1 protein-coding gene (cut by a window edge) is annotated in these 22,273 nt (G+C 74.2%); it reads left to right on the forward strand.

The features are described 5' to 3' along the window. A protein-coding gene (locus tag ACFYWM_RS40045; protein ID WP_389925593.1) for a type I polyketide synthase crosses the window boundary here: on the forward strand, positions 1–22,273 show its beginning. The gene runs 26,777 nt beyond the window's last position; the window shows 22,273 of its 49,050 coding nt (coding positions 1–22,273); it begins with the start codon at positions 1–3; the stop codon falls past the right edge of the window.

Consider the following 22,273-nt stretch of genomic DNA (forward strand, 5'->3'; position numbering starts at 1 on the left):
ATGTCGCAGGACCGGAAGCTCGTTGACTACCTCAAGTCGGTTGCCGCCGATCTGCGCGAGACCCGTCGGCGGCTCCAGGAGGTCGAGTCGGGCAGGCACGATCCGATCGCGATCGTGTCGATGGCGTGCCGCTTCCCGGGCGATGTCAGCTCTCCCGAGGACCTGTGGCGTCTGGTGGCCGAGGGTGGCGACGGGATCGGGGAGTTCCCGACGTCGCGGGGCTGGGACCTCGGGATGGTGTACAACTCGGACCGGGAGAGCCGGGGCACCAGCTACGTGCGTGAGGGCGGTTTCCTGCACGAGGCCGGTGAGTTCGATCCGGGGTTCTTCGGGATCTCCCCGCGTGAGGCGCTGGCGATGGACCCGCAGCAGCGCCTGCTGCTGGAGGTGTCGTGGGAGGCCTTCGAGCGGGCCGGGATCGACCCGGTCTCGCTGCGGGGCAGCCACACGGGCGTGTTCGCGGGTGTGATCTACCACGACTACGGCCCGAGCGTCGAGTTCCCGCTGGACGTGCGGGGCTTCGTCAGCACCGGGACCGCCGGGAGCATCGCCACCGGCCGTATCGCCTACGCGCTGGGCCTGGAGGGGCCCGCGGTCACGGTGGACACCGCCTGCTCGTCCTCCCTGGTGGCGCTGCACCTGGCGGCGCAGGCGCTGCGCTCGGGCGAGTGCGACCTCGCCCTGGCGGGAGGCGTGACCGTGATGGCCACGCCCGGGATGTTCATCGACTTCAGCGCCCAGGGCGGGCTCGCCGGCGACGGGCGCTGCAAGGCGTTCGCCGAGGCGGCCGACGGCACGAACTGGTCCGAGGGCATCGGCATGCTGGTCCTGGAACGGCTGTCGGACGCGCAGCGCAACGGCCACCAGGTGCTGGCGGTGGTGCGTGGCTCCGCGGTGAACCAGGACGGCGCGTCCAACGGCCTGACCGCGCCGAACGGCCCCTCCCAGCAGCGGGTGATCCGCCAGGCCCTGGCCGGTGCCGGGCTCACCCCCGCCAGCGTGGACGCGGTGGAGGCCCACGGCACGGGGACGACGCTGGGCGACCCGATCGAGGCCCAGGCCCTGCTGGCGACGTACGGACAGGACCGGGACGTGGACCGTCCGCTGCTGCTGGGCTCGGTGAAGTCGAACATCGGCCACACGCAGGCGGCGGCGGGTGTCGCCGGTGTGATCAAGATGGTCATGGCGATGCGCCAGGGGCTGCTGCCCAGGACGTTGCACGTGGACGCCCCGTCGTCCCACGTGGACTGGGCCTCGGGCGCGGTGGAGCTGCTCACCGAGACCAGGCCCTGGCCCCAGGTGGATCGGCCCTGGCGGGCCGGGGTGTCGTCGTTCGGTTTCAGCGGCACCAACGCGCACGTCATCCTCGAACAGGGCCCGGCGACTCCCGACACCGAGCCGGACGCGGACGAGCGGGCACCGGAGACCGCGGGTGTGGTGCCGGTGCCGGTGCTGGTGTCGGGCCGTACGGCGGAGGCGTTGCGGGCGCAGGCCGGGCGGCTGGTGTCGCTCCTGGACGGCGAGGCCGGTCCGGGCCTGGACGACGCCGCGTTCTCGCTGGCCACGACGCGGTCGGCGTTCGAGCACCGGGCGGTCGTGCTGGCCGGTGACCGTGACGGCGCGCTGACCGGGCTGGGCGCGCTGGCCGGGGACCTGCCGGGCGCCGGTGTGGTGCGCGGGGTGGCCGGGGCGCAGCCGGAGCTCGCGGTGCTGTTCACCGGCCAGGGCAGCCAGCGGGCCGGAATGGGCCGCGAGCTGTATGACGGCTTCCCGGTGTTCGCGAAGGCGCTGGACGAGGTGATCGCCGAGTTCGACCCGCTGCTGGAGGGGTCGCTGCGCGAGGTGCTGTTCACCGAAACGGAGGCGCTGGATCGGACGGGGTGGGCGCAGCCCGCGCTGTTCGCGGTGGAGACCGCGCTGTTCCGGCTGGCGGAGTCGTGGGGAGTGGTGCCGGACGCGCTGGCGGGCCACTCGATCGGCGAGATCACCGCCGCGCACGTCGCCGGGGTGCTGTCGCTGAGGGACGCGTGCGCCCTGGTGGCGGGCCGGGCGCGGCTGATGCAGGCGCTGCCGGCCGGCGGGGCGATGGTGTCGGTCCGGGCCGCCGAGGAGGAGGTCGCCGGCCTGCTGGCGGGCCGGGAGAAGGAGGTGTCGGTCGCGGCCGTCAACGGTCCCGCGTCGGTGGTGATCTCCGGGGTGGAGGAGGCGGTTCTTGAGGTCGCCGCCGCCCTGGAGGAGCGCGGCATCAAGACGAAGCGCCTGCGGGTGTCGCACGCGTTCCACTCGCCGCTGATGGACCCGATGCTGGAGGACTTCCGCGCCCTGGCCCGGACGCTCACCTACGACCCGCCGAAGATCCCGGTGGTCTCCACCCTGACCGGTGAGGCGGCCACCGACGAGCAGCTGTGCTCGCCGGACTACTGGGTGGACCAGGTCCGTGGCACGGTCCGCTTCGCCGACGGCGTGCGGGCCCTGCACGCTCAGGGGGTACGGGCCTATCTGGAGCTGGGCCCCGACGGGGTGCTGACCGCGATGGCCGCCGACACCCTCGCCACCGGCTCGCACGAGTCGAGTGCCGTGCTCGTACCGATGCTGCGCAAGGACCGCGACGAGCGGACGGCGTCCATGACGGCGCTGGCCGAGCTGCACGTGCACGGGGTGGCGGTGGACTGGCGGGCGGTGCTCCCGCGCGGACGCCGGGTCGACCTGCCCACCTACCCGTTCCAGCACGAGTGGTACTGGCCCCGCGAGCGGCGGCTGGGCGACGCCCGGAACCTGGGACAGGCCGCGGCGGGACACCCCCTCCTGGGAGCGGCCGTGGCGCTCGCCGCCTCGGACGGCGTGCTGCTGACCGGCCAGCTGTCGCTGCGGTCGCAGCCCTGGCTGGCCGACCACGTCGTGGGCGGACGGGTGCTGTTCCCCGGCACCGCGTTCCTGGAGCTGGCCGTCCGGGCCGGTGACCAGGTCGGCTGCGACCTGGTGGAGGAGCTGACGCTGGCGGTGCCGCTCGTGCTGAACGAGACCGACGCCGTCGCCGTGCAGGTGTGGGTGGGCGCGGAGGAGTCGGGCAGGCGCGACCTGAGCGTCTACACCCGGCCCGCCACGGCCGACGACGACGAGCCGTGGGTACGGCACGCGGTCGGTGTCCTCGCCGCCGGGGGCCAGACCGCCGAGCGGCTCGACACCGACGTCTGGCCGCCCCGGGGCGCGTCCGCGATCGAGCTGGACGGGCTGTACGAGCAGCTGGCCGAGGGCGGGCTGAGCTACGGGCCGCTGTTCCAGGGCCTGCGGGCGGCCTGGCGGCGTGACGACGAGATCTTCGCCGAGGTGAGCCTGCCGGGCAGGCTCGAATCGGACGCCGGTTCGTTCGGGGTGCACCCGGCCCTGCTGGACGCGGCACTGCACGTGGTGACGTTCGCGGGGCTGGACGAGTCCGAGGGCAGCCGGTTGCCGTTCTCCTGGGACCGGGTGAGCCTGCACGCCGGTGGCGCGCCGGCGCTGCGGGTGCGGCTGGCCAGGACCGAGGGCGACGCCGTCTCGCTGACGGTGGCCGATGTCACGGGTGAGCCGGTGCTGACGGCACGGTCGCTCGTACTGCGCCCGATCGCGGCGGCCACCGGCGAGGGCGGCCGGAGGAACGAGCGGGAACCCCTGTTCAGGGTGGAGTGGACGGCGCTGCCGTCGGCGCGGGTGGTACCGGCGGCCGACCCCGCGCCGACCGTGGCCGTGGTCGGTATCGACACGCTCGACCTCGCGGGCCCGGCGGCGTTCGGGGACACGGACCGGGCGCCGGGCGTCGTGGTGACCGAACTGGTCTCCGGCCGGACCGGTTCGGTGGTGGACGCGACGCACGCGCTCACCGCGCGCGTTCTCGACCTGCTGAGCGGGTGGTCGGCCGACGACCGGTACCGCGATTCACGGCTGGTGTTCGTGACGCGGGGCGCGGTCGCGGCCGAGGACGGCGAGGTGGTGTCGGACCTGCCCGCCGCCGCGGCGTGCGGACTGGTCCGCTCGGCCCAGTCGGAGAACCCGGGCCGGTTCCTGCTGGTCGACCTGGACGAGGACGGGGAGTCGCTGTCGGCCCTGCCCGGGATGCTGCCCATGCTGTTCGCCTCCGGTGAGCCGCAGGTGGCGGTACGCGCCGGTGCGGTGCGGGTGCCGAGGCTGGTGTCGCTGGCCTCGGGGGCGGGCCTGCTGCCCCCCGCGGGCGGAGGGCCGTGGCGGCTGGGCAGCCGGGCGAAGGGCAGCCTGGACGCGCTGGAGCTGCTTCCGTTTCCGGCGGCGGCCGAGCCGCTGGAGGCCGGGCAGGTTCGGGTGGCGGTGCACGCGGCGGGGGTGAACTTCCGGGATGTGCTGGACGGGTTGAACGCGCTGGGGTGGTTCCAGGACAGGGTCGGCCTGATGGGCGGCGAGGCCGCGGGCGTGGTGTTGGAGGTCGGTCCCGGTGTCGAGGACCTGCGGGTGGGCAATCGGGTGGTCGGCCTGGTCGAGGGCGGTTTCGGCCCGGTGGTGGTCGCCGGCGCCGGTGGGGTGACGAGGATCCCCGACGAGGTCTCCTTCGAGCAGGCCGCGACGATCCCGGTGGCGTTCCTCACCACCTTCTACGGGCTGATGGACCTGGCCGGGTTGCGGGCGGGGGAGAAGCTGCTGGTGCACGCGGGCGCCGGCGGGACCGGGATGGCCGCGATCCAGCTCGCCCAGCGGCTTGGGGTGGAGGTGTTCGCCACCGCGAGCCCGGCCAAGTGGGAGGTGCTGCGCTCGCTGGGCATCCCGGAGGACCACATCGCCTCCTCGCGTTCGCTGGAGTTCGAGGAGCGCTTCCGCGAGGTGGTCGGCGACCAGGGGATCGACGTGGTGCTCAATTCGCTGACGGGTGAGTTCATCGACGCCTCGGCGCGCCTGTTGCGGCCGGGTGGCCGGTTCGTGGAGATGGGCAAGCTCGACATCCGCGATCAGGAACAATTCCCGGGGTTGGAGTATCACTGGTTCGACGTCCTGGATGCCGGGCCGGAGCGGCTGCGGGAGATCCTGGTCGAGTTGATGGGGCTGTTCGCGGCCGGTGAGCTGAAGCCGCTGCCGGTGACGGCGTGGGATGTGCGCCGGGGCCGGGAGGCGTTCCGGTTCATGAGCCAGGCCCGTCACACCGGCAAGATCGTGCTGACCATGCCCTGCCGGTGGGACCCGCAGGGCACGGTCCTGATCACCGGCGGTACGGGCGGTCTGGGGGCTCTGTTCGCGCGGCACGTGGTGGCCGAGCGCGGCGTACGGCACCTGCTGCTGGCCAGTCGGCGAGGACTGGACGCTCCGGGTGCGGCGGAGCTGCGGGCGGAGCTGGTCGCGCACGGGGTCGAGGTCGAGGTCGAGGTCGCGGCGTGTGACGTGGCCGACCGGGAGCAGGTGGCGGCGCTGCTGGCGCGGGTGGACCCCGAGCATCCGCTGACCGCTGTGATCCACACCGCGGGCGTGCTGGACGACGGGACGATCGCCTCGCTGACGCCGGAGCGGCTGGAGACGGTGCTGCGGCCGAAGGTGGACGCGGCCTGGCACCTGCACGAGCTCACCCGCAACGAGGACCTGGCCGACTTCATCGTGTTCTCGTCGGTGGCGGGCGTGATCGGAACTCCCGGCCAGGGCAACTACGCCGCGGCCAACTCGTTCCTCGACGCGCTGGCCCAGCACCGGAGGGCCGCCGGGCTGCCCGCGCTGTCGCTGGCCTGGGGCGCGTGGGCGCAGGACGGCGGGATGACCGGCACGCTGAGCGACGGGGACATGGAGCGGCTGGCCCGTGCCGGTACGCCGCCGCTCGCACCCGACCAGGGCGTCGCCCTGTTCGAGGCGGCGGTCCGTGCCGCCGACCCCGTCGTGGCCCCGGTCCAGCTGGACCTGCCGGTGCTCCGCGCGCGGGGCGAGGTCCCGCCGCTGTTGCGCAAGCTGGTGCGGGGAAGGCGCCGGTCCGCCGCGGGAAGGTCGGAGACGGCAGGCACGCTGCTGCAGCGGCTCGCCCCGCTCACGGCGGCAGAACGCGCCGAGGTCCTGGTGGACCTGGTGCGGACCGAGGTGGCGATGGTGCTGGGCCACGTCTCGCCGGAGACGGTGGAGGTGCGGCGGGAGTTCCGGGAGCTGGGCTTCGACTCGCTGACCTCGGTGGACCTCCGCAACAGGCTGAACGGCACGACCGGGTTGCGGCTGCCGTCCACGCTGGTCTTCGACTACCCGACGCCGGCCGTGCTGGCGGAGTTCCTGCTGGGCGAGCTGCTCGGCGAGCACGGCGACGCGGTGGTCCCCGCCGCGATCCGGCCGGTGGCCGACGACCCCATCGTGATCGTGGGCATGGCCTGCCGCTACCCGGGCGGGGTCGCCTCACCGGAGGACCTCTGGCAGCTGGTCAGCGAGGGTACGGACGCGATCTCGCCGTTCCCGACGACGCGGGGCTGGGATCTGGCGGCCTTCTACAACCCCGACCGGGAAAGCCGGGGCTCCAGCTACGTGCGTGAGGGTGGCTTCCTGCACGAGGCCGGGGAGTTCGACCCCGGCTTCTTCGGGATCTCCCCGCACGAGGCGCTCGCGATGGACCCGCAGCAGAGGTTGCTGCTGGAGACGTCCTGGGAGGCGATCGAGCGGGCCGGGATCGACCCCGCTTCGCTGCGGGGGAGCCGCACCGGCGTGTTCGCCGGGGTGATGTACCACGACTACGCGACCAGCGTGTCGTTCCCGCCGGAGGTGATGGGCTTCGTCGGCACCGGCACCGCCGGAAGCGTCGCGACCGGCCGCCTGTCCTACACCCTCGGCCTGGAGGGTCCGGCGGTCACGGTCGACACCGCCTGCTCGTCCTCCCTGGTGGCGTTGCACCTGGCCGCGCAGGCGCTGCGCTCGGGTGACTGCTCGCTGGCCCTGGCCGGTGGCGTGACCGTGATGGCGAACCCGGGGCCGTTCATCGACTTCAGCGCGCAGGGCGGGCTCGCCGGTGACGGGCGCTGCAAGTCCTACTCGGACGCGGCCGACGGGGTGAACTGGGGCGAGGGCACGGGCATGCTCGTGCTGGAGCGCCTGTCGGACGCGCGCCGTAACGGCCACGAGGTGCTGGCGGTGGTGCGTGGCTCCGCGGTGAACCAGGACGGCGCGTCCAACGGCCTGACCGCGCCGAACGGTCCTTCCCAGCAGCGGGTGATCCGCCAGGCGCTGGCCGGTGCCGGGCTCTCGGTGTCCGAGGTGGACGCGGTCGAGGGGCACGGCACCGGTACGACGCTGGGCGACCCGATCGAGGCGCAGGCGTTGCTGGCGACGTACGGCCAGGACCGGGACGAGGACCGGCCGCTGCTGCTCGGCTCGGTCAAGTCGAACCTCGGCCACACCCAGGCCGCCGCGGGTGTGGCGGGTGTGATCAAGATGGTCATGGCGATGCGGCACGGCGTGCTGCCCCGGACGCTGCATGTGGACGCGCCGTCCTCGCATGTGGACTGGTCGGCGGGCGCGGTCGAGGTGCTGACCGAGCCGGTCGAGTGGCCGGAGACGGGTCGTCCGCGCCGGGCGGGTGTGTCGTCGTTCGGGATCAGCGGCACGAACGCGCACGTGATCCTGGAGCAGGGTCCGGTGGAGGTCGCGGGCCCGGTGTCTGAGGAGCCTGCGGGTGTGGTGCCGTGGGTGGTGTCGGGCAAGAGCGAGGAGGCGGTACGGGCGCAGGCTCGTCGTCTGGGCGCGCACCTGGAGGCGAACGGCGATCTTGGCCTGGTGGATGTGGGGTCGTCGCTGGTGGTGTCGCGGTCGGTGTTCGAGCACCGCGCGGTGGTGGTCGGCGGCGAGCGCGAGGGCCTGCTGGCGGGACTGAGGGCGATCGCCGATGGCGAGCCTGCGGCCGGTGGTGTGGTCGGGGGTGTGGCCGACGTGGTCGGCAGGTCGGTGTGGGTGTTCCCGGGTCAGGGTGCGCAGTGGGTGGGGATGGGGGCTGCTCTGCTGGAGGAGTCGGCGGTGTTCGCGGGCCGGATGGCCGAGTGTGCGGCGGCGTTGGAGCCGTTCGTGGACTGGTCGTTGCTGGAGGTGGTGCGGGGGGGTTCGGGGTTGGATCGGGTGGATGTGGTCCAGCCGGTGTCGTTCGCGGTGATGGTGTCGCTGGCGGCGGTCTGGGAGTCGCTCGGGGTCCGCCCGGATGCGGTGGTGGGCCACTCACAAGGAGAGATCGCGGCGGCGGTGGTCGCGGGCGGTTTGTCGTTGCAGGACGGCGCCAGGGTGGTGGCGCTGCGTAGCCGTCTGATCGGGGAGAGGTTGGCCGGGCTGGGGGCGATGGCGTCGGTGGCGTTGCCGGTGGAGCGGGTGCGTGAGCGGGTGGCGGCGTGGGAGGGGAGGGTGTCGGTGGCGGCGGTCAACGGCCCGGCCTCGGTGGTGGTGTCGGGTGAGGTCCGCGCGGTCGAGGAGCTGGTCGAGCGGTTGGCTGGGGAGGGGGTGCGGGTCCGGCGGATCGCGGTGGACTACGCCTCGCATTCGGCGCAGGTGGATCTGATCGGTGAGGAGTTGGCACAGGTCCTGGCGGAGGTGGCGCCAAGACCAGTGCGGGTGCCGATGTTGTCGACGGTGACCGGTCAGTGGCTGGAAGGGCCGGAGCTGGGAGCCGGGTATTGGTGTGAGAATCTGCGGCGCACGGTCGGTTTCGCCGCGGCGGTGGAGACGTTGCTGGAGCAGCGCCACCGCGCGTTCGTGGAGGTGAGTCCGCATCCGGTGCTGACGGTCGGCGTCGGGGAGTGCGTGGACGCGGTCGAGGTGGAGGCCGTGATCGCCGGGACGTTGCGTCGTGACGACGGCGGCCTGGACCGGGTGCTGACCTCGGCGGCCGAGCTGTTCGTGCGTGGCGTGACCGTGGACTGGCGGCAGGTGCTGCCGGGCGGTCGCCGGGTCGACCTGCCGACCTACGCCTTCCAGCACCAGTGGTACTGGCCGGCGAGGGCGGGTTCCCAGGTGGGGAACGTGGCGGCGGCGGGTCTGGCTCCCGCTGGACATCCGCTGCTGGGTGCGGCCGTGGGCCTCGCCGACTCCAACGGGGTGCTGCTGACCGGCCGCCTGTCGCTCTCGTCGCACCCGTGGCTGGCCGACCACGCGGTGGCCGGAACGGTGATCTTCCCGGGGACCGGGTTCCTGGAGCTGGCGATCCGGGCCGGTGACCAGGTCGGCTGCGACCGGGTGGAGGAGCTGACCCTGACCGCGCCGCTGGTGCTGGGCGAGGACGACGCGGTCGCGGTGCAGGTGTGGGTGGGCGCCGCGCAGGAGATGGGCCACCGGAGCGTGAGCCTCTACGCCCGCTCGGCCGAGGCCGCCGACGACGTGCCGTGGGTGCGGCACGCCACCGGCACGCTGGCCACGGGCACCCCCACGGCCGGTCCCGTCCCGACCGTGCCGTTCGACACGGCGGTGTGGCCTCCCCAGGGCGCGACCGCCATCGAGCTCGACGGGTTGTACGAGGGACTGGCCGCGGGCGGGTTCGAGTACGGCCCGGTGTTCCAGGGGCTGCGGGCGGCCTGGCGCGGTGCCGGAGGTGAGGTGTTCGCCGAGGTCGCGCTGCCCGAGCAGGCGGCGTCGAGCGCGGGTGCGTTCGGGGTCCACCCGGCGCTGCTGGACGCGGCGCTGCACGCGGTCGCCTTCGCCGGGCTGGACGATTCGGAGGGCGGCCGGTTGCCGTTCTCCTGGGACCGGGTGAGCCTGCACGCCACCGGCGCGACGATGCTGCGCGTACGGCTGATCCGGGCCGCCGGCGACTCGGTCACGCTGACGGCGGTGGACGCCGCCGGGGAGCCGGTGCTGTCGGCGCGCTCGCTGGTGCTGCGCCCGTTCTCGCCCGGCAGGTTCGCAGGCGGCGGCCAGGTGACGGAACGGGACGGGCTGTTCCGGCTGGAGTGGAGCTCGCTCTCCGAGGTCCCGGTGGCCGATCCGGCGCCGGTGACGGTGGTGGGTTTCGCGGGGTTCGAGCCGGACGCGCTGGGTCTCGCGGCGGCGTGGGAGCCGGTGACGGTCCATCGCGATCTGCGGGCGCTGGGCGAGGCGGGGCCGGTGCCGGAGGCGGTGCTGGTCGAGGTCGCGTCCGGGACGGCCGGGGACGCGCTGGTCTCGGCGCACGAGGTGACCGCCGGGGCGCTGGGCCTGCTGCAGGAGTGGCTGGCCGACGAGCGGTTCGGGGCCTCGCGTCTGGTGTTCGTCACGCGGGACGCGGTCGAGGCGCGGGAGGGCGACGTGGTCGCCGATCTGGCGGCCGCGGCGGTGTGGGGTCTGGTGCGCTCGGCGCAGTCGGAGAACCCGGGCCGGTTCGTGCTGGTCGACGTCGAGGACGAGCTTTCCTCGTCCGTGCTGGCGGGGGTGCTGGCGTGTGGCGAGCCGCAGGTGGCGGTACGTGAGGATGGGGTACGGGTGCCGAGGCTGGCGTCGCTGGCCTCGGGCGCGGGGTTGTTGCCCCCGCCCGGTGAGGTGGCGTGGCGGCTGGGCAGCCGGGCCAAGGGCAGCCTGGACGCGCTGGAGCTGCTCCCGTTCCCGCAGGCGACCGAACCGTTGCAGGACGGGCAGGTCCGGATGGCGGTGCACGCGACCGGGGTGAACTTCCGGGACCTGCTGGACGGGCTGAACGCGCTGGGCTGGTTCCAGGACAAGGTCGGCCTGATGGGCAGCGAGTCCGCCGGGGTGGTGCTGGAGGTCGGCCCCGGTGTCGAGGACCTGCGAGTGGGTGACCGGGTGGTCGGCCTGGTCGAGGGCGGTTTCGGCCCGGTGGTGGTCACCGGCGCCGGTGGGGTGACGAGGATCCCCGACGAGGTCTCGTTCGAGCAGGCCGCGACGATCCCGGTGGCGTTCCTCACCACCTATTACGGGCTGATGGATCTGGCCGGGTTGCGGGCGGGGGAGAAGCTGCTGGTGCACGCGGGCGCCGGCGGGACCGGGATGGCGGCGATCCAGCTCGCCCAGCGGCTTGGGGTGGAGGTGTTCGCCACCGCGAGCCCGGCCAAGTGGGAGGTGCTGCGCTCGCTGGGCATCCCCGATGACCACATCGCCTCCTCACGCACCCTGGAGTTCGAGGAGCGGTTCCCCGCGCAGGGGATCGACGTGGTGCTGAACTCCCTGACGGGTGAGTTCATCGACGCCTCGGCACGCCTGCTGCGGCCGGGTGGGCGGTTCGTGGAGATGGGCAAGCTCGACATCCGCGATCAGGATCAGTTCCCGGGGTTGGAGTATCACTGGTTCGACGTCCTGGATGCCGGGCCGGAGCGGCTGCGGCAGATCCTGGTCGAGTTGATGGGGCTGTTCGCGGCCGGTGAGCTGAAGCCGCTGCCGGTGACGGCGTGGGATGTGCGCCGGGGCCGGGAGGCGTTCCGGTTCATGAGCCAGGCCCGCCACACCGGCAAGATCGTGCTGACCATGCCCCGCCGCTGGGACCCGCAGGGCACGGTGCTGATCACCGGAGGCACCGGTGGCCTGGGCGCGGAGCTGGCCCGGCACCTGGTGGCCGAGCGGGGCGTACGGCACCTGCTGCTGGCCAGCCGGAGAGGCCCCGACGCCCCCGGTGTGGCAGAGCTTCACCGGGAGCTGAGCGACCAGGGGGCCCTGGTCACCGTCGCCGCCTGTGACCTGGCCGACCGGGACGCGGTGGCGGAGCTGCTGGCCGGGGTGCCGGTCGAGCATCCGTTGACGGCGGTGATCCACGCGGCTGGAGTCCTGGATGACGGGACGATCGCCTCGTTGACGCCGGAGCGGCTGGAGACGGTGTTGCGGCCGAAGGTGGACGCGGCCTGGCACCTGCACGAGCTCACCGCAGACAGTGACCTGGCGGGGTTCGTGGTGTTCTCCTCGCTGGCCGGGTTGATGGGTGGTGCGGGTCAGGGCAACTACGCGGCGGCCAACGCCTGGCTGGACGCGTTGATGGCCCGGCGGCGGGCGCAGGGTCTGCCGGGGTTGTCGCTGGCGTGGGGGCTGTGGGCGCAGGCCACCGGGATGACCGGCGGCATGTCGCGGGCCGACGTACAGCGGATGACCGCCGCGGGGCTGCCGCCGATCACCACCGAGCAGGGGCTGGCACTGTTCGACGCCGCCATCGGCTCCGACGCCTTCCTCGTGGTTCCCGTGCGCCTCAACCCGCAGGCGATGTCCGCCCAGCTGGTGCCGCCGCTGCTGCGCGGCCTGGTGCGCGGCACCCGCCGTACGGCCGCCTCGGCGTCCGCCGGTGAGGGGATGCTGAAGCGGCAGCTGGCCGGGCTGACGCAGGCCGACCGGACCCGGTTCGTGGTCGATCTGGTCCGGGCCCAGGCCGCCGCCGTCCTCGGCCACCCTTCCCCGGAAGCGGTGCAGGTCCGCCGCGAGTTCCGCGAGCTGGGCTTCGACTCCCTCACCGCGATCGAGCTGCGCAACCGGCTCAACACCGCCACCGGGCTGCGCCTGCCCTCCACCCTCGTCTTCGACTACCCCACCCCCACCGTCCTCGGCGAGTACCTGCTCGGCGAGGTGCTCGGCGCGCACGGCGACGCGATCCTCCCGGTGGCCGCGGTCCCGGTCGGGGACGACCCGATCGTCATCGTCTCGATGGCCTGCCGCTACCCCGGAGGGGTGAACTCCCCGGAGGACCTGTGGCGGCTGGTCGCCGAGGGGCGGGACGCCATCACCCCGCTGCCGACCGACCGTGGCTGGCAGGCCCACGGCCACCTCGACCTGAAGGGCGGGTTCGTCTTCGACGCGCCCGAGTTCGACGCGGAGTTCTTCAGGATCTCGCCGCGCGAGGCGCTGGCGATGGACCCGCAGCAGCGCCTGCTGCTGGAGGCCGCCTGGGAGGTCCTCGAACGCGCCGGCGTCGATCCGGACTCGTTGCGCGGCAGCGACACCGGCGTCTTCATCGGCTCCGTCGGCTCGGGCTACATGCCCGGCGAGGAGTCGCGCGGGCACATCATGACCGGCCAGCTGGCCAGCGTGGCCTCCGGCCGGATCTCGTACACCTTCGGGCTGGAGGGCCCGGCGGTGACGGTCGACACGGCGTGCTCGTCGTCGCTGGTGACCATCCACATGGCGGCCCAGGCGCTGCGCAACGGGGAGTGCTCGCTCGCCGTGGCCGGCGGGGTCACCGTCATATCGACGCTCGCGGCGTTCGGTGAGCTCGGCGAGCAGGGCGGCCTGGCGCCGGACGCCCGGTGCAAGGCGTTCTCCGACTCGGCGGACGGCATCGGCTGGTCCGAGGGCGTCGGCCTGGTGATGCTGGAGCGGCTGTCGGACGCGCGCCGCAACGGGCACCGGGTGCTGGCGGTCGTGCGCGGCTCGGCGATCAACCAGGACGGCGCGTCCAACGGCCTGACCGCGCCGAACGGCCCATCGCAGCGGCGGGTGATCAGGAAGGCCCTGGCCGTCGCCGGTCTGTCCCCCGCCGACGTGGACGCGGTGGAGGCGCACGGCACCGGTACGGCACTGGGCGACCCGATCGAGGCGCAGGCGGTCCTGGCGACGTACGGCCAGGACCGGCCGGAGGACCGGCCGCTGCTGCTGGGCTCGGTGAAGTCGAACATCGGTCACACCCAGGCGGCGGCCGGTGTGGCGAGCGTGATCAAGATGGTGATGGCGCTCCGGCACGGGGTGCTGCCCCGGACGCTGCACGTGGACGAGCCGTCGTCCCACGTGGACTGGGCCTCGGGCGCGGTGGAGGTGCTGACCGACCGGGTCGACTGGCCGGAGACCGGCCGTCCGCGCCGGGCGGGTGTGTCGTCGTTCGGGATCAGCGGCACGAACGCGCACATGATCCTGGAGCAGGGACCGGCGGAGGTCGCGGAGCCGGCGGCGGAGCGGCCCGCGGGTGTGGTGCCGTGGGTGATCTCGGGCAAGACCGATCAGGCGCTGCGCGATCAGGCGGCTCGTCTGGGCGCGCACCTGGAGGCGAACGGCGATCTTGACCTGGTGGACGTGGGGTCGTCGCTGGTGGTGTCGCGGTCGGTGTTCGAGCATCGCGCGGTGGTGGTCGGGGGCGAGCGCGAGGAACTGCTGGCGGGGCTGGGCACGCTGGCCTCCGGTGAGCCGGCGCCCCGGGTGGTCACCGGCGTGGCGGACATCGAGGGCAGGTCGGTGTGGGTGTTCCCGGGTCAGGGTGCGCAGTGGGTGGGGATGGGGGCTGCTCTGCTGGAGGAGTCGGCGGTGTTCGCGGGCCGGATGGCGGAGTGTGCGGCGGCGTTGGAGCCGTTCGTGGACTGGTCGGGCTGGTCGCTGCTGGAGGTGGTCCGGCAGGCGGAGGGCGCTCCGGGGCTGGATCGGGTGGACGTGGTGCAGCCGGTGTCGTTCGCGGTGATGGTGTCGCTGGCGGCGGTGTGGGAGTCGCTGGGGGTTCGTCCGGATGCGGTGGTGGGTCACTCGCAGGGGGAGATCGCGGCTGCGGTGGTCGCGGGCGGGTTGTCGTTGCAGGACGGTGCGCGGGTGGTGGCGTTGCGCAGTCGTCTGATCGCCGAGAAGTTGTCCGGGCGTGGGGTGATGTTGTCGGTGATGGCTCCGGTGGAGCGGGTGCGTGCGGCGCTGGCCGCCGACGACCTGCTGGACCGCATCTCGATCGCGGCGGTCAACGGGCCCGGGGTGGTCACGGTCGCCGGTGACGGCGAGGCGGTGCGGGTGCTGGAGCGGAGGTTGTCGGCCGAGGGGGTCATGCGCTGGCAGCTTGCGGGTGCGGACTTCGCCGCGCATTCCCCCCAGGTCGAGCGGTTCCGCGAGGAACTGTTGACGGACCTGGCGGAGGTGGCACCGCGCACGAGCCGGGTGCCGATGCTGTCGACCGCGACCGGGCGGTGGCTGGACGGCTCGGAGCTGGACGCGGGCTACTGGTACGAGAACGTGCGGCGGACGGTGGAGTTCGGATCGGCGGTCGAGCAGCTGTTGCGGGAGCGCTATCGGATCTTCCTTGAGGTGGGTTCGCATCCGTTGCTGGCGTTGGGGATCGAGCAGGCGGTGGACGCGGCGGGGGTCGGCGCTGCGGTGGTCGCCGGGACGTTGCGCCGCGACGAGGGCGGCCTGGACCGGGTCCTGCTGTCGGCCGCCGAGCTGTTCGTGCGCGGGGTGACCGTGGACTGGCGGCAGGTGCTGGCGGGCGGCCGCCACGTCGACCTGCCCACCTACGCCTTCCAGCACCACAGGTTCTGGCCGAGCGGGATGCGGATCGCCGACGCCCGGGGCCTGGGGCTCGCCGCGGCGGGGCATCCGCTGCTGGGCGCCGCCGTCGGGCTCGCCGACTCCGACGGCGCGCTGCTCACCGGCCTGATGTCGGTGCGGACGCACCCCTGGCTCGCCGATCACGCGGTGGCCGGTACGGCGCTGTTCGCCGGCACCGGGTTCCTGGAGCTGGCGATCCGGGCGGCGGACCAGGTCGGCTGCGACCGGGTGGAGGAGATCACCCTGGCCGCCCCTCTGGTGCTCGGCGCGGACGACGCCGTCGCCGTCCAGGTGGTGGTGAGCGCGTCCGACGAGACGGGCCGCAGGAACCTGGCGATCTACGCCCGGCCGGCCGACGCGCCGGACCGGCCCTGGGTGCGGCACGCGGCCGGCGTGCTGGGGGTCGGGGCGCGCACGGCGCGGCTCGACACGGCCGTGTGGCCGCCCGAGGGCGCGGTGCCCGTCGACCTGGACGGGCTGTACGACGACCTGGCCGGGAGCGGCGTGGTCTACGGGCCGACCTTCAGGGGGCTGCGGGCGGTCTGGCGGCGCGACGAGGAGATCTTCGCCGAGGTCGCGGTGCCCGAGGAGGTCGGCGACGCGGGCTCGTTCGGTCTGCATCCCGCCCTGCTGGACGCGGCGCTGCAACCGGCCGCGTTCATGGACCTGGTGGAGCCGGGCCAGGGACGGCTGCTGTTCTCCTGGGGCGGGGTGTGCCTGCACGCGGGCGGCGCCTCGGCGCTGCGGGTGCGGCTGGTCAGGACCGGGAGCGGTTCGGTGTCGCTGGTGGCGGTGGACGCCGAGGGCGCGCCGGTGCTGACGGCGGAGTCGCTGGTGTTCCGCCCGGTGTCGGCGGACCAGATGCTCGCCTCCGGCGGTGGAGGACCGGAGCGGGACGCGCTGTTCACGCTGGAGTGGACGGTCGCGCCGACGGTCGTCTCCCCGGTGGACGCGGTGGCCGGGCTGGACTGCGTCGAGCTGGACTGGTCGGAACTGAACTCGTCGGAGCTGGACTGGTCGGAACCGGACGGCTCCGGGCCGGGGCGGCCCGGACTGGGCGACCTGCGCTGGTCCGAACCGGGCAGGGGCGAGCCGGTGGCGGGCCTCGTGTCGCTGGACCGGGTGCCGGACGTCGTGGCCGTCGAGATCGCGCCGCCCGCGGAACTGACCGGCGCGCCGGCGGCGCGGGAACTGACCGGCCGGGTGCTCGACCTGCTGCGGCAGTGGCTGGCCGACGACCGGTTCACCGAGTCGAGGCTGGCACTGGTCACCAGGGGCGCGGTCACCGGCATCAACGCCGGCCCCGAAGACAGGACCAAGAACGGGACCGAAGCCGGGACCAAGGACAGGACCGGGGGCGGCACCGAAGACGGGGCCAAGAACGGGACCAAGGACAGGACCGAGAACGGGACCAAGAACGGGACCGAGGGCGGCACCGAAGGCGGGACCAAGGACAGGACCGAGGGCGGGGCCAACAACGGGATCGAAGGCGGGACCAAGGACGGCGCCGAGAACGGCGCCGAAGGCGGGACCGGGGACGGGACGACCGTGGACCCGGCGGCGGCCGCGGTCTGGGGTCTCGTGCGCGTCGCGCAGGCCGAGAACCCCGGCCGCTTCCTGCTCGTCGACGTGGACGGGCGGGAGACCGCGCTGTCGGCGCTGCCCGAGGCGCTGGCCTGCGGCGAGCCCCAGGTGGCGATCCGCGATCACGTCGCCCGCGTTCCCCGGCTGGTCCGCCTGGCGCCGGGCGGGGACGCCGCGCCGAGGCTGGACCCCGACGGCACCGTCCTGATCACGGGCGGCACGGGTGGCCTGGGCGGCAACCTGGCCCGCCACCTGGTGGCCGAGCACGGGGTACGGCACCTGCTGCTGGCCGGCCGCCGGGGCCCGGACGCCCCGGGCGCGGTGGCACTGCGGGCCGAACTGATCGCCCACGGAGCCGAGGTCACCGTCGTCGCCTGCGACACGGCCGACCGGGACCAGGTGGCGGAGCTGCTCGCGGGCGTGCCCGCCGAGCACCCGCTCACCGCGGTCGTCCACGCGGCGGGCGTACGTGACGACGGGATGATCCAGTCGCTGGACGCGCGGCGGCTGGCCACCGTGTTCGAGCCCAAGGCGGACGGCGCCTGGCACCTGCACGAGCTGACGCGGGACCTCGACCTGGCCGCCTTCGTCATGTACTCATCGATGGCCGGCCTGTTCGGCGGCGCCGGGCTGGGCGGCTACGCGGCGGCCAACGCCTACCTGGACGCGCTGGCCCAGTACCGCCGGGCCCAGGGCATGCCGGGCCTGTCCCTGGTGTGGGGCCCGTGGGCGGCGGACGCCGGTATGGCCGGCGAGCTCACCGAGACCGACCTCCGCCGGTTGACGGCCGCGGGATTCCACCTGTTCTCCTTCGCGGAGGGGCTGGCGCTGTTCGACGCTGCCCTCGGCTGCGACACGCCGGTGGTGGCCCCGGTCCGGTTCGACCTGCCGGCGCTGCGGGCGTTCGGCGAGGTTCCGCCGCTGCTGCGCTCGCTGGTGCGCGGCACCCGCCGTACGGCGGCGGCCCCGGTGTCCGGCGCGGACAGGGCGCTGCTGCGGCAGCTGGCCGGGCTCGCCCCCGCCGACCGCCTCCGGCTGGTGATCGAGCTGGTCCGGGCCCAGGCCGCCACCGCGCTGGGACACACCTCCCCTCAGATGGTGGACGTGCGGCGGGAGTTCCGCGAGCTGGGCTTCGACTCCCTCACCTCGGTCGAGCTGCGCAACCGGTTGAACGCCGCGACCGGGCTGCGGCTGCCCGCCACCCTGGTGTTCGACTACCCGACACCCGTGGTGCTGGCGGAGTTCCTGCTGGCCGAGATGCTGGGCGAGCACGGAGACGGCATCGCCCCGGCGACGATCGCGTCGGTGGCCGACGACCCGATCGTGATCGTGTCGATGGCGTGCCGCTACCCGGGCGGGGTGCGCTCGCCGGAGGACCTGTGGCGGCTCGTCACCGAGGGGCGTGACGCGGTCTCCCCGCTGCCGCTCGACCGGGGCTGGCAGGTGAACGGCGAGCTGGACTTCCAGGGCGGGTTCATGGCCGACGCCGCGGAGTTCGACGCCGGGTTCTTCGGGATCTCGCCGCGCGAGGCGCTCGCGATGGACCCGCAGCAGCGCGTGCTGCTGGAGACCACCTGGGAGGCGGTCGAGCGCGCCGGGATCGACCCGCTCTCGCTGCGGGGCAGCGAGACGGGCGTCTACGTCGGCGCCAGCGGTTCGGGCTACATCCCGCCGGACGAGGCCCGTGGCTTCATGGTGACGGGCCAGGCGGGCAGCGTGACCTCGGGCCGGCTGTCCTACACCCTGGGCCTGGAGGGCCCGGCGCTGACGGTGGACACCGCCTGCTCGTCCTCCCTGGTCGCGATGCACCTGGCCGCGCAGGCGCTGCGCTCGGGCGAGTGCTCGCTGGCGCTGGCGGGAGGCGTGACCGTGGTGGCCACGCCGATGGGGATCGCGGAGTTCAGCGCCCAGGGAGGGCTCGCCGCCGACGGGCGGTGCAAGTCCTACTCGGACGCCGCCGACGGCACCAGCTGGTCCGAGGGCGCGGGCATGGTCGTCCTGGAGCGCCTGTCGGACGCGCGGCGCAACGGCCACCGGGTGCTGGCGGTCCTTCGTGGTTCGGCGGTGAACCAGGACGGAGCCTCGAACGGCCTGACCGCGCCGAACGGTCCCTCGCAGCAGCGGGTGATCCGCCAGGCGCTGGCCGGCGCGGGGCTTTCCCCCGCCGAGGTGGACGCGGTCGAGGGCCACGGCACCGGTACGGCGCTGGGCGACCCGATCGAGGCGCAGGCGCTGCTGGCGACGTACGGCCAGGACCGGGACCGCCCGCTGCTGCTGGGCTCGGTGAAGTCGAACATCGGCCACACGCAGGCGGCGGCCGGTGTCGCCGGTGTGATCAAGATGGTCATGGCGATGCGGTACGGCACGCTGCCCAGGACCCTGCATGTCGACGAGCCGTCCACGCACGTGGACTGGGCCTCCGGCGCGGTGGAGCTGCTGACCGAGCCCGCCGAATGGCCGCGCGCCGACCATCCGCGCCGGGCCGGGGTGTCGTCGTTCGGCATCAGCGGCACCAACGCGCACGTGATCATCGAACGGGCCGAGACGCCGGACGCGGAGCCCGAGAGCCAGGAGCCCCAGGCGGACGGTTCCGTGCCGATCCTGGTCTCCGGCCGGTCGGCGGAGGCGTTGCGGGCACAGGCCGGACGGCTCGCGTCGTTCGTGGAGAACGAGCCCGGACGGCTCGCGTCGTTCACGGAGGGCGAGGCCGGACAGCCGGCGGCGTACGTGGACGGTGGGCCCGGTCCGAGGCTCGGCGACGTGGCGTTCTCGCTGGCCACGACGCGCTCGGCGTTCGAGTACCGCGCGGCCGTGGTGGCCGCCGACCCCGGGAGCGCGGTCGCCGGCCTGCGGGCCCTGGCCGAGGACCGGCCGGGCGCGGGCGTGCTGCGAGGGCAGGCCGCGGCCGACCCGAGGCCCGCGGTGCTGTTCACCGGCCAGGGCAGCCAGCGAGCGGGGATGGGCCGCGAGCTCTACGACCGGTTCCCGGTGTTCGCGACGGCGCTGGACGAGGTGATCGCGGAGCTGGACCCGCTGCTCGACGGATCGCTGCGCGAGGTCCTGTTCGCCGAGCCGGGCATTGAGCAGGCGCGGGCACTGGATCGGACCGGGTGGGCGCAACCGGCGTTGTTCGCCGTGGAGACGGCGCTGTTCCGGCTGGTCGAGTCCTGGGGCCTGCGGCCGGAGGTCGTGGCCGGACATTCGATCGGGGAGATCACCGCCGCCCACGTGGCGGAAGTGTTGTCGTTGAAGGACGCGTGCGCGCTGGTGGCCGCGCGGGGCCGGTTGATGCAGGCGCTGCCGCAGGGCGGGGCGATGGTGGCGGTACGGGCGTCCGAGGAGGAGGTCGCCGAGCTGCTGGCCGGCCGGGAGAAGGAGGTCTCGGTCGCGGCCGTCAACGGCCCGTCCTCGCTGGTGCTCTCCGGCCTGGAGGAGCCGGTGCTGGAGGTCGCCGCCGCCCTGGAGGAGCGCGGGATCAAGACGAAGCGGCTGCGGGTCTCGCACGCCTTCCACTCGCCGTTGATGGACCCGATGCTGGAGGACTTCCGGGAGGTGGCCCGGACGCTGTCGTACAGCCCGCCGAAGATCCCCGTGGTGTCCACCCTGACCGGGGAGACCGCCACGGCCGGGCGGCTGTGCTCGCCGGACTACTGGGTGGAGCAGGTCCGTGGCGCGGTGCGGTTCGCCGACGCGGTGCGGGCGCTGCACCGGCAGGGCGTGACGGCCTACCTGGAGCTCGGGCCGGACGGCGTGCTCACCGCGATGGCCCAGGACACCCTGGCCGAGCTCGCCGCCCCCGGCTCGCCGGACCGGCCCTCCGGCGCCGGCCCGGTCCTGGTGCCGGTGCTGCGCGGGGACCGCGACGAGCACGTGGCGGTGACGACGGCGCTGGCCGAGCTGCACGTGCACGGGGTGCCGCTGGACTGGCGGGCGGTGCTCCGGGGCGGGCGCCGGATCGACGTGCCGACGTACGCGTTCCAGCGGCAGCGCTTCTGGCCCGACGGCACCGGTTCCCGGCTGAGGAACGTGGCGGCCGCGGGCCTGGCCGCCACCGGGCACCCGCTGCTGGGCGCAGCGGTCGGGCTCGCCGACTCGGCCGGGGTGCTGCTGACCGGGCGGCTGTCGCTGCCGTCGCATCCGTGGCTCGCCGACCACGCGGTGGGCGGCATGGTGATCTTCCCGGGTACGGGGTTCCTGGAGCTGGCGATCCGGGCGGGCGACCAGGCCGGCTGCGACCTGGTGGAGGAGCTGACCCTCACCGCGCCGCTGGTGCTGGGCGAGCGGGACGCCGTCGTGGTGCAGGTGTGGGTGGGCTCGGCGGCGGAGTCCGGCCGCCGCAGCCTGAGCGTCTACGCCCGGTCGGCCGAGGCCGCCGACGAGGAGCCGTGGGTGCGGCACGCCACCGGCGTGCTCGCGGTGGCCGACGGCCGGACCCGCACCGGCGACGTGGCCGCCTTCGACGCGGCGACGTGGCCGCCCGGGGAGGCCACGCCCATCCCGGTGGACGGGCTGTACGACCGGTTCGCCGCGGGCGGGTTCCACTACGGGCCGGTGTTCCAGGGGCTGCGGGCCGCGTGGCGAGGTGCCGGCGGCGAGGTGTTCGCCGAGATCGCCCTGCCCGAGCAGGCGCGGTCGAGCGCGGGCTCGTTCGGGGTGCACCCGGCGCTGCTGGACGCGGCGCTGCACGCGGTGGCCTTCGCCGGGCTCGACGACGCCGAGGACGGCCGGATGCCGTTCTCCTGGGAGCAGGTGAGCCTGCACGCCGGTGGCGCCTCGGTGCTGCGGGTGCGGCTGGCCAGGACCGGCGGCGACGCGGTCTCGGTGATCGCGACGGACGCCGCGGGGGAGCCGGTGCTCTCGGCGCGGTCACTGGTGCTGCGGCCGATCACCGCCGACGGCCTGGCCGAGGGCGGCGCCCGCGACCCGTACCGGGACTCGCTGTTCCGGTTGACCTGGCCCGCGCTGCCCGAGACGTCGGCGGACGGCGACGAGTCCGCCCCGGTCGAACCGGTCGAGCCGGTCCTGGATCTGGCGTCGGACCCGGTGGCGGCGCTGGCGGCGCTCGCGGCGGTACCGGAGACGGTGACCGTCACGGTCGCCTCCACGGAGCGTTCCGATGTGGTCACCCGGGTTCACGAGCTGACCGCCGCCGCGCTGGGCCTGCTGCACGCGTGGCTGGCCGACGACCGCTGCCGCCGTTCCCGGCTGGTCTTCGTGACCGGGGGGGCCGTCGCGACGGGCGATGACGAGACCGTCACGGACCTGGCCGCCGCCGCGGTGTGGGGCCTGGTCCGCTCGGCGCAGTGGGAGGAACCGGGTCGCTTCGTGCTGGTCGACGCCGACGGCGAGTTCCCCTCGTCGGTACTCGCCCTGGGCGAACCGCAGCTGGCGGTACGCGAGGGCGAGGTGCGGGTCCCGCGCCTGGCGCGGGTGGCACCGGCCGGCGAGGCCGGTCGGCCCTGGGACCCGGACGGCACGGTGCTCGTCACCGGCGGCACCGGCGGCCTGGGAGCGCAGTTCGCGCGGCACGTGGTGGCCGAGCGCGGCGTACGGCACCTGATGC

Origin of the sequence: Streptosporangium sp. NPDC002721 (assembly GCF_042888905.1) — a bacterium.
Taxonomy (GTDB): domain Bacteria; phylum Actinomycetota; class Actinomycetes; order Streptosporangiales; family Streptosporangiaceae; genus Streptosporangium.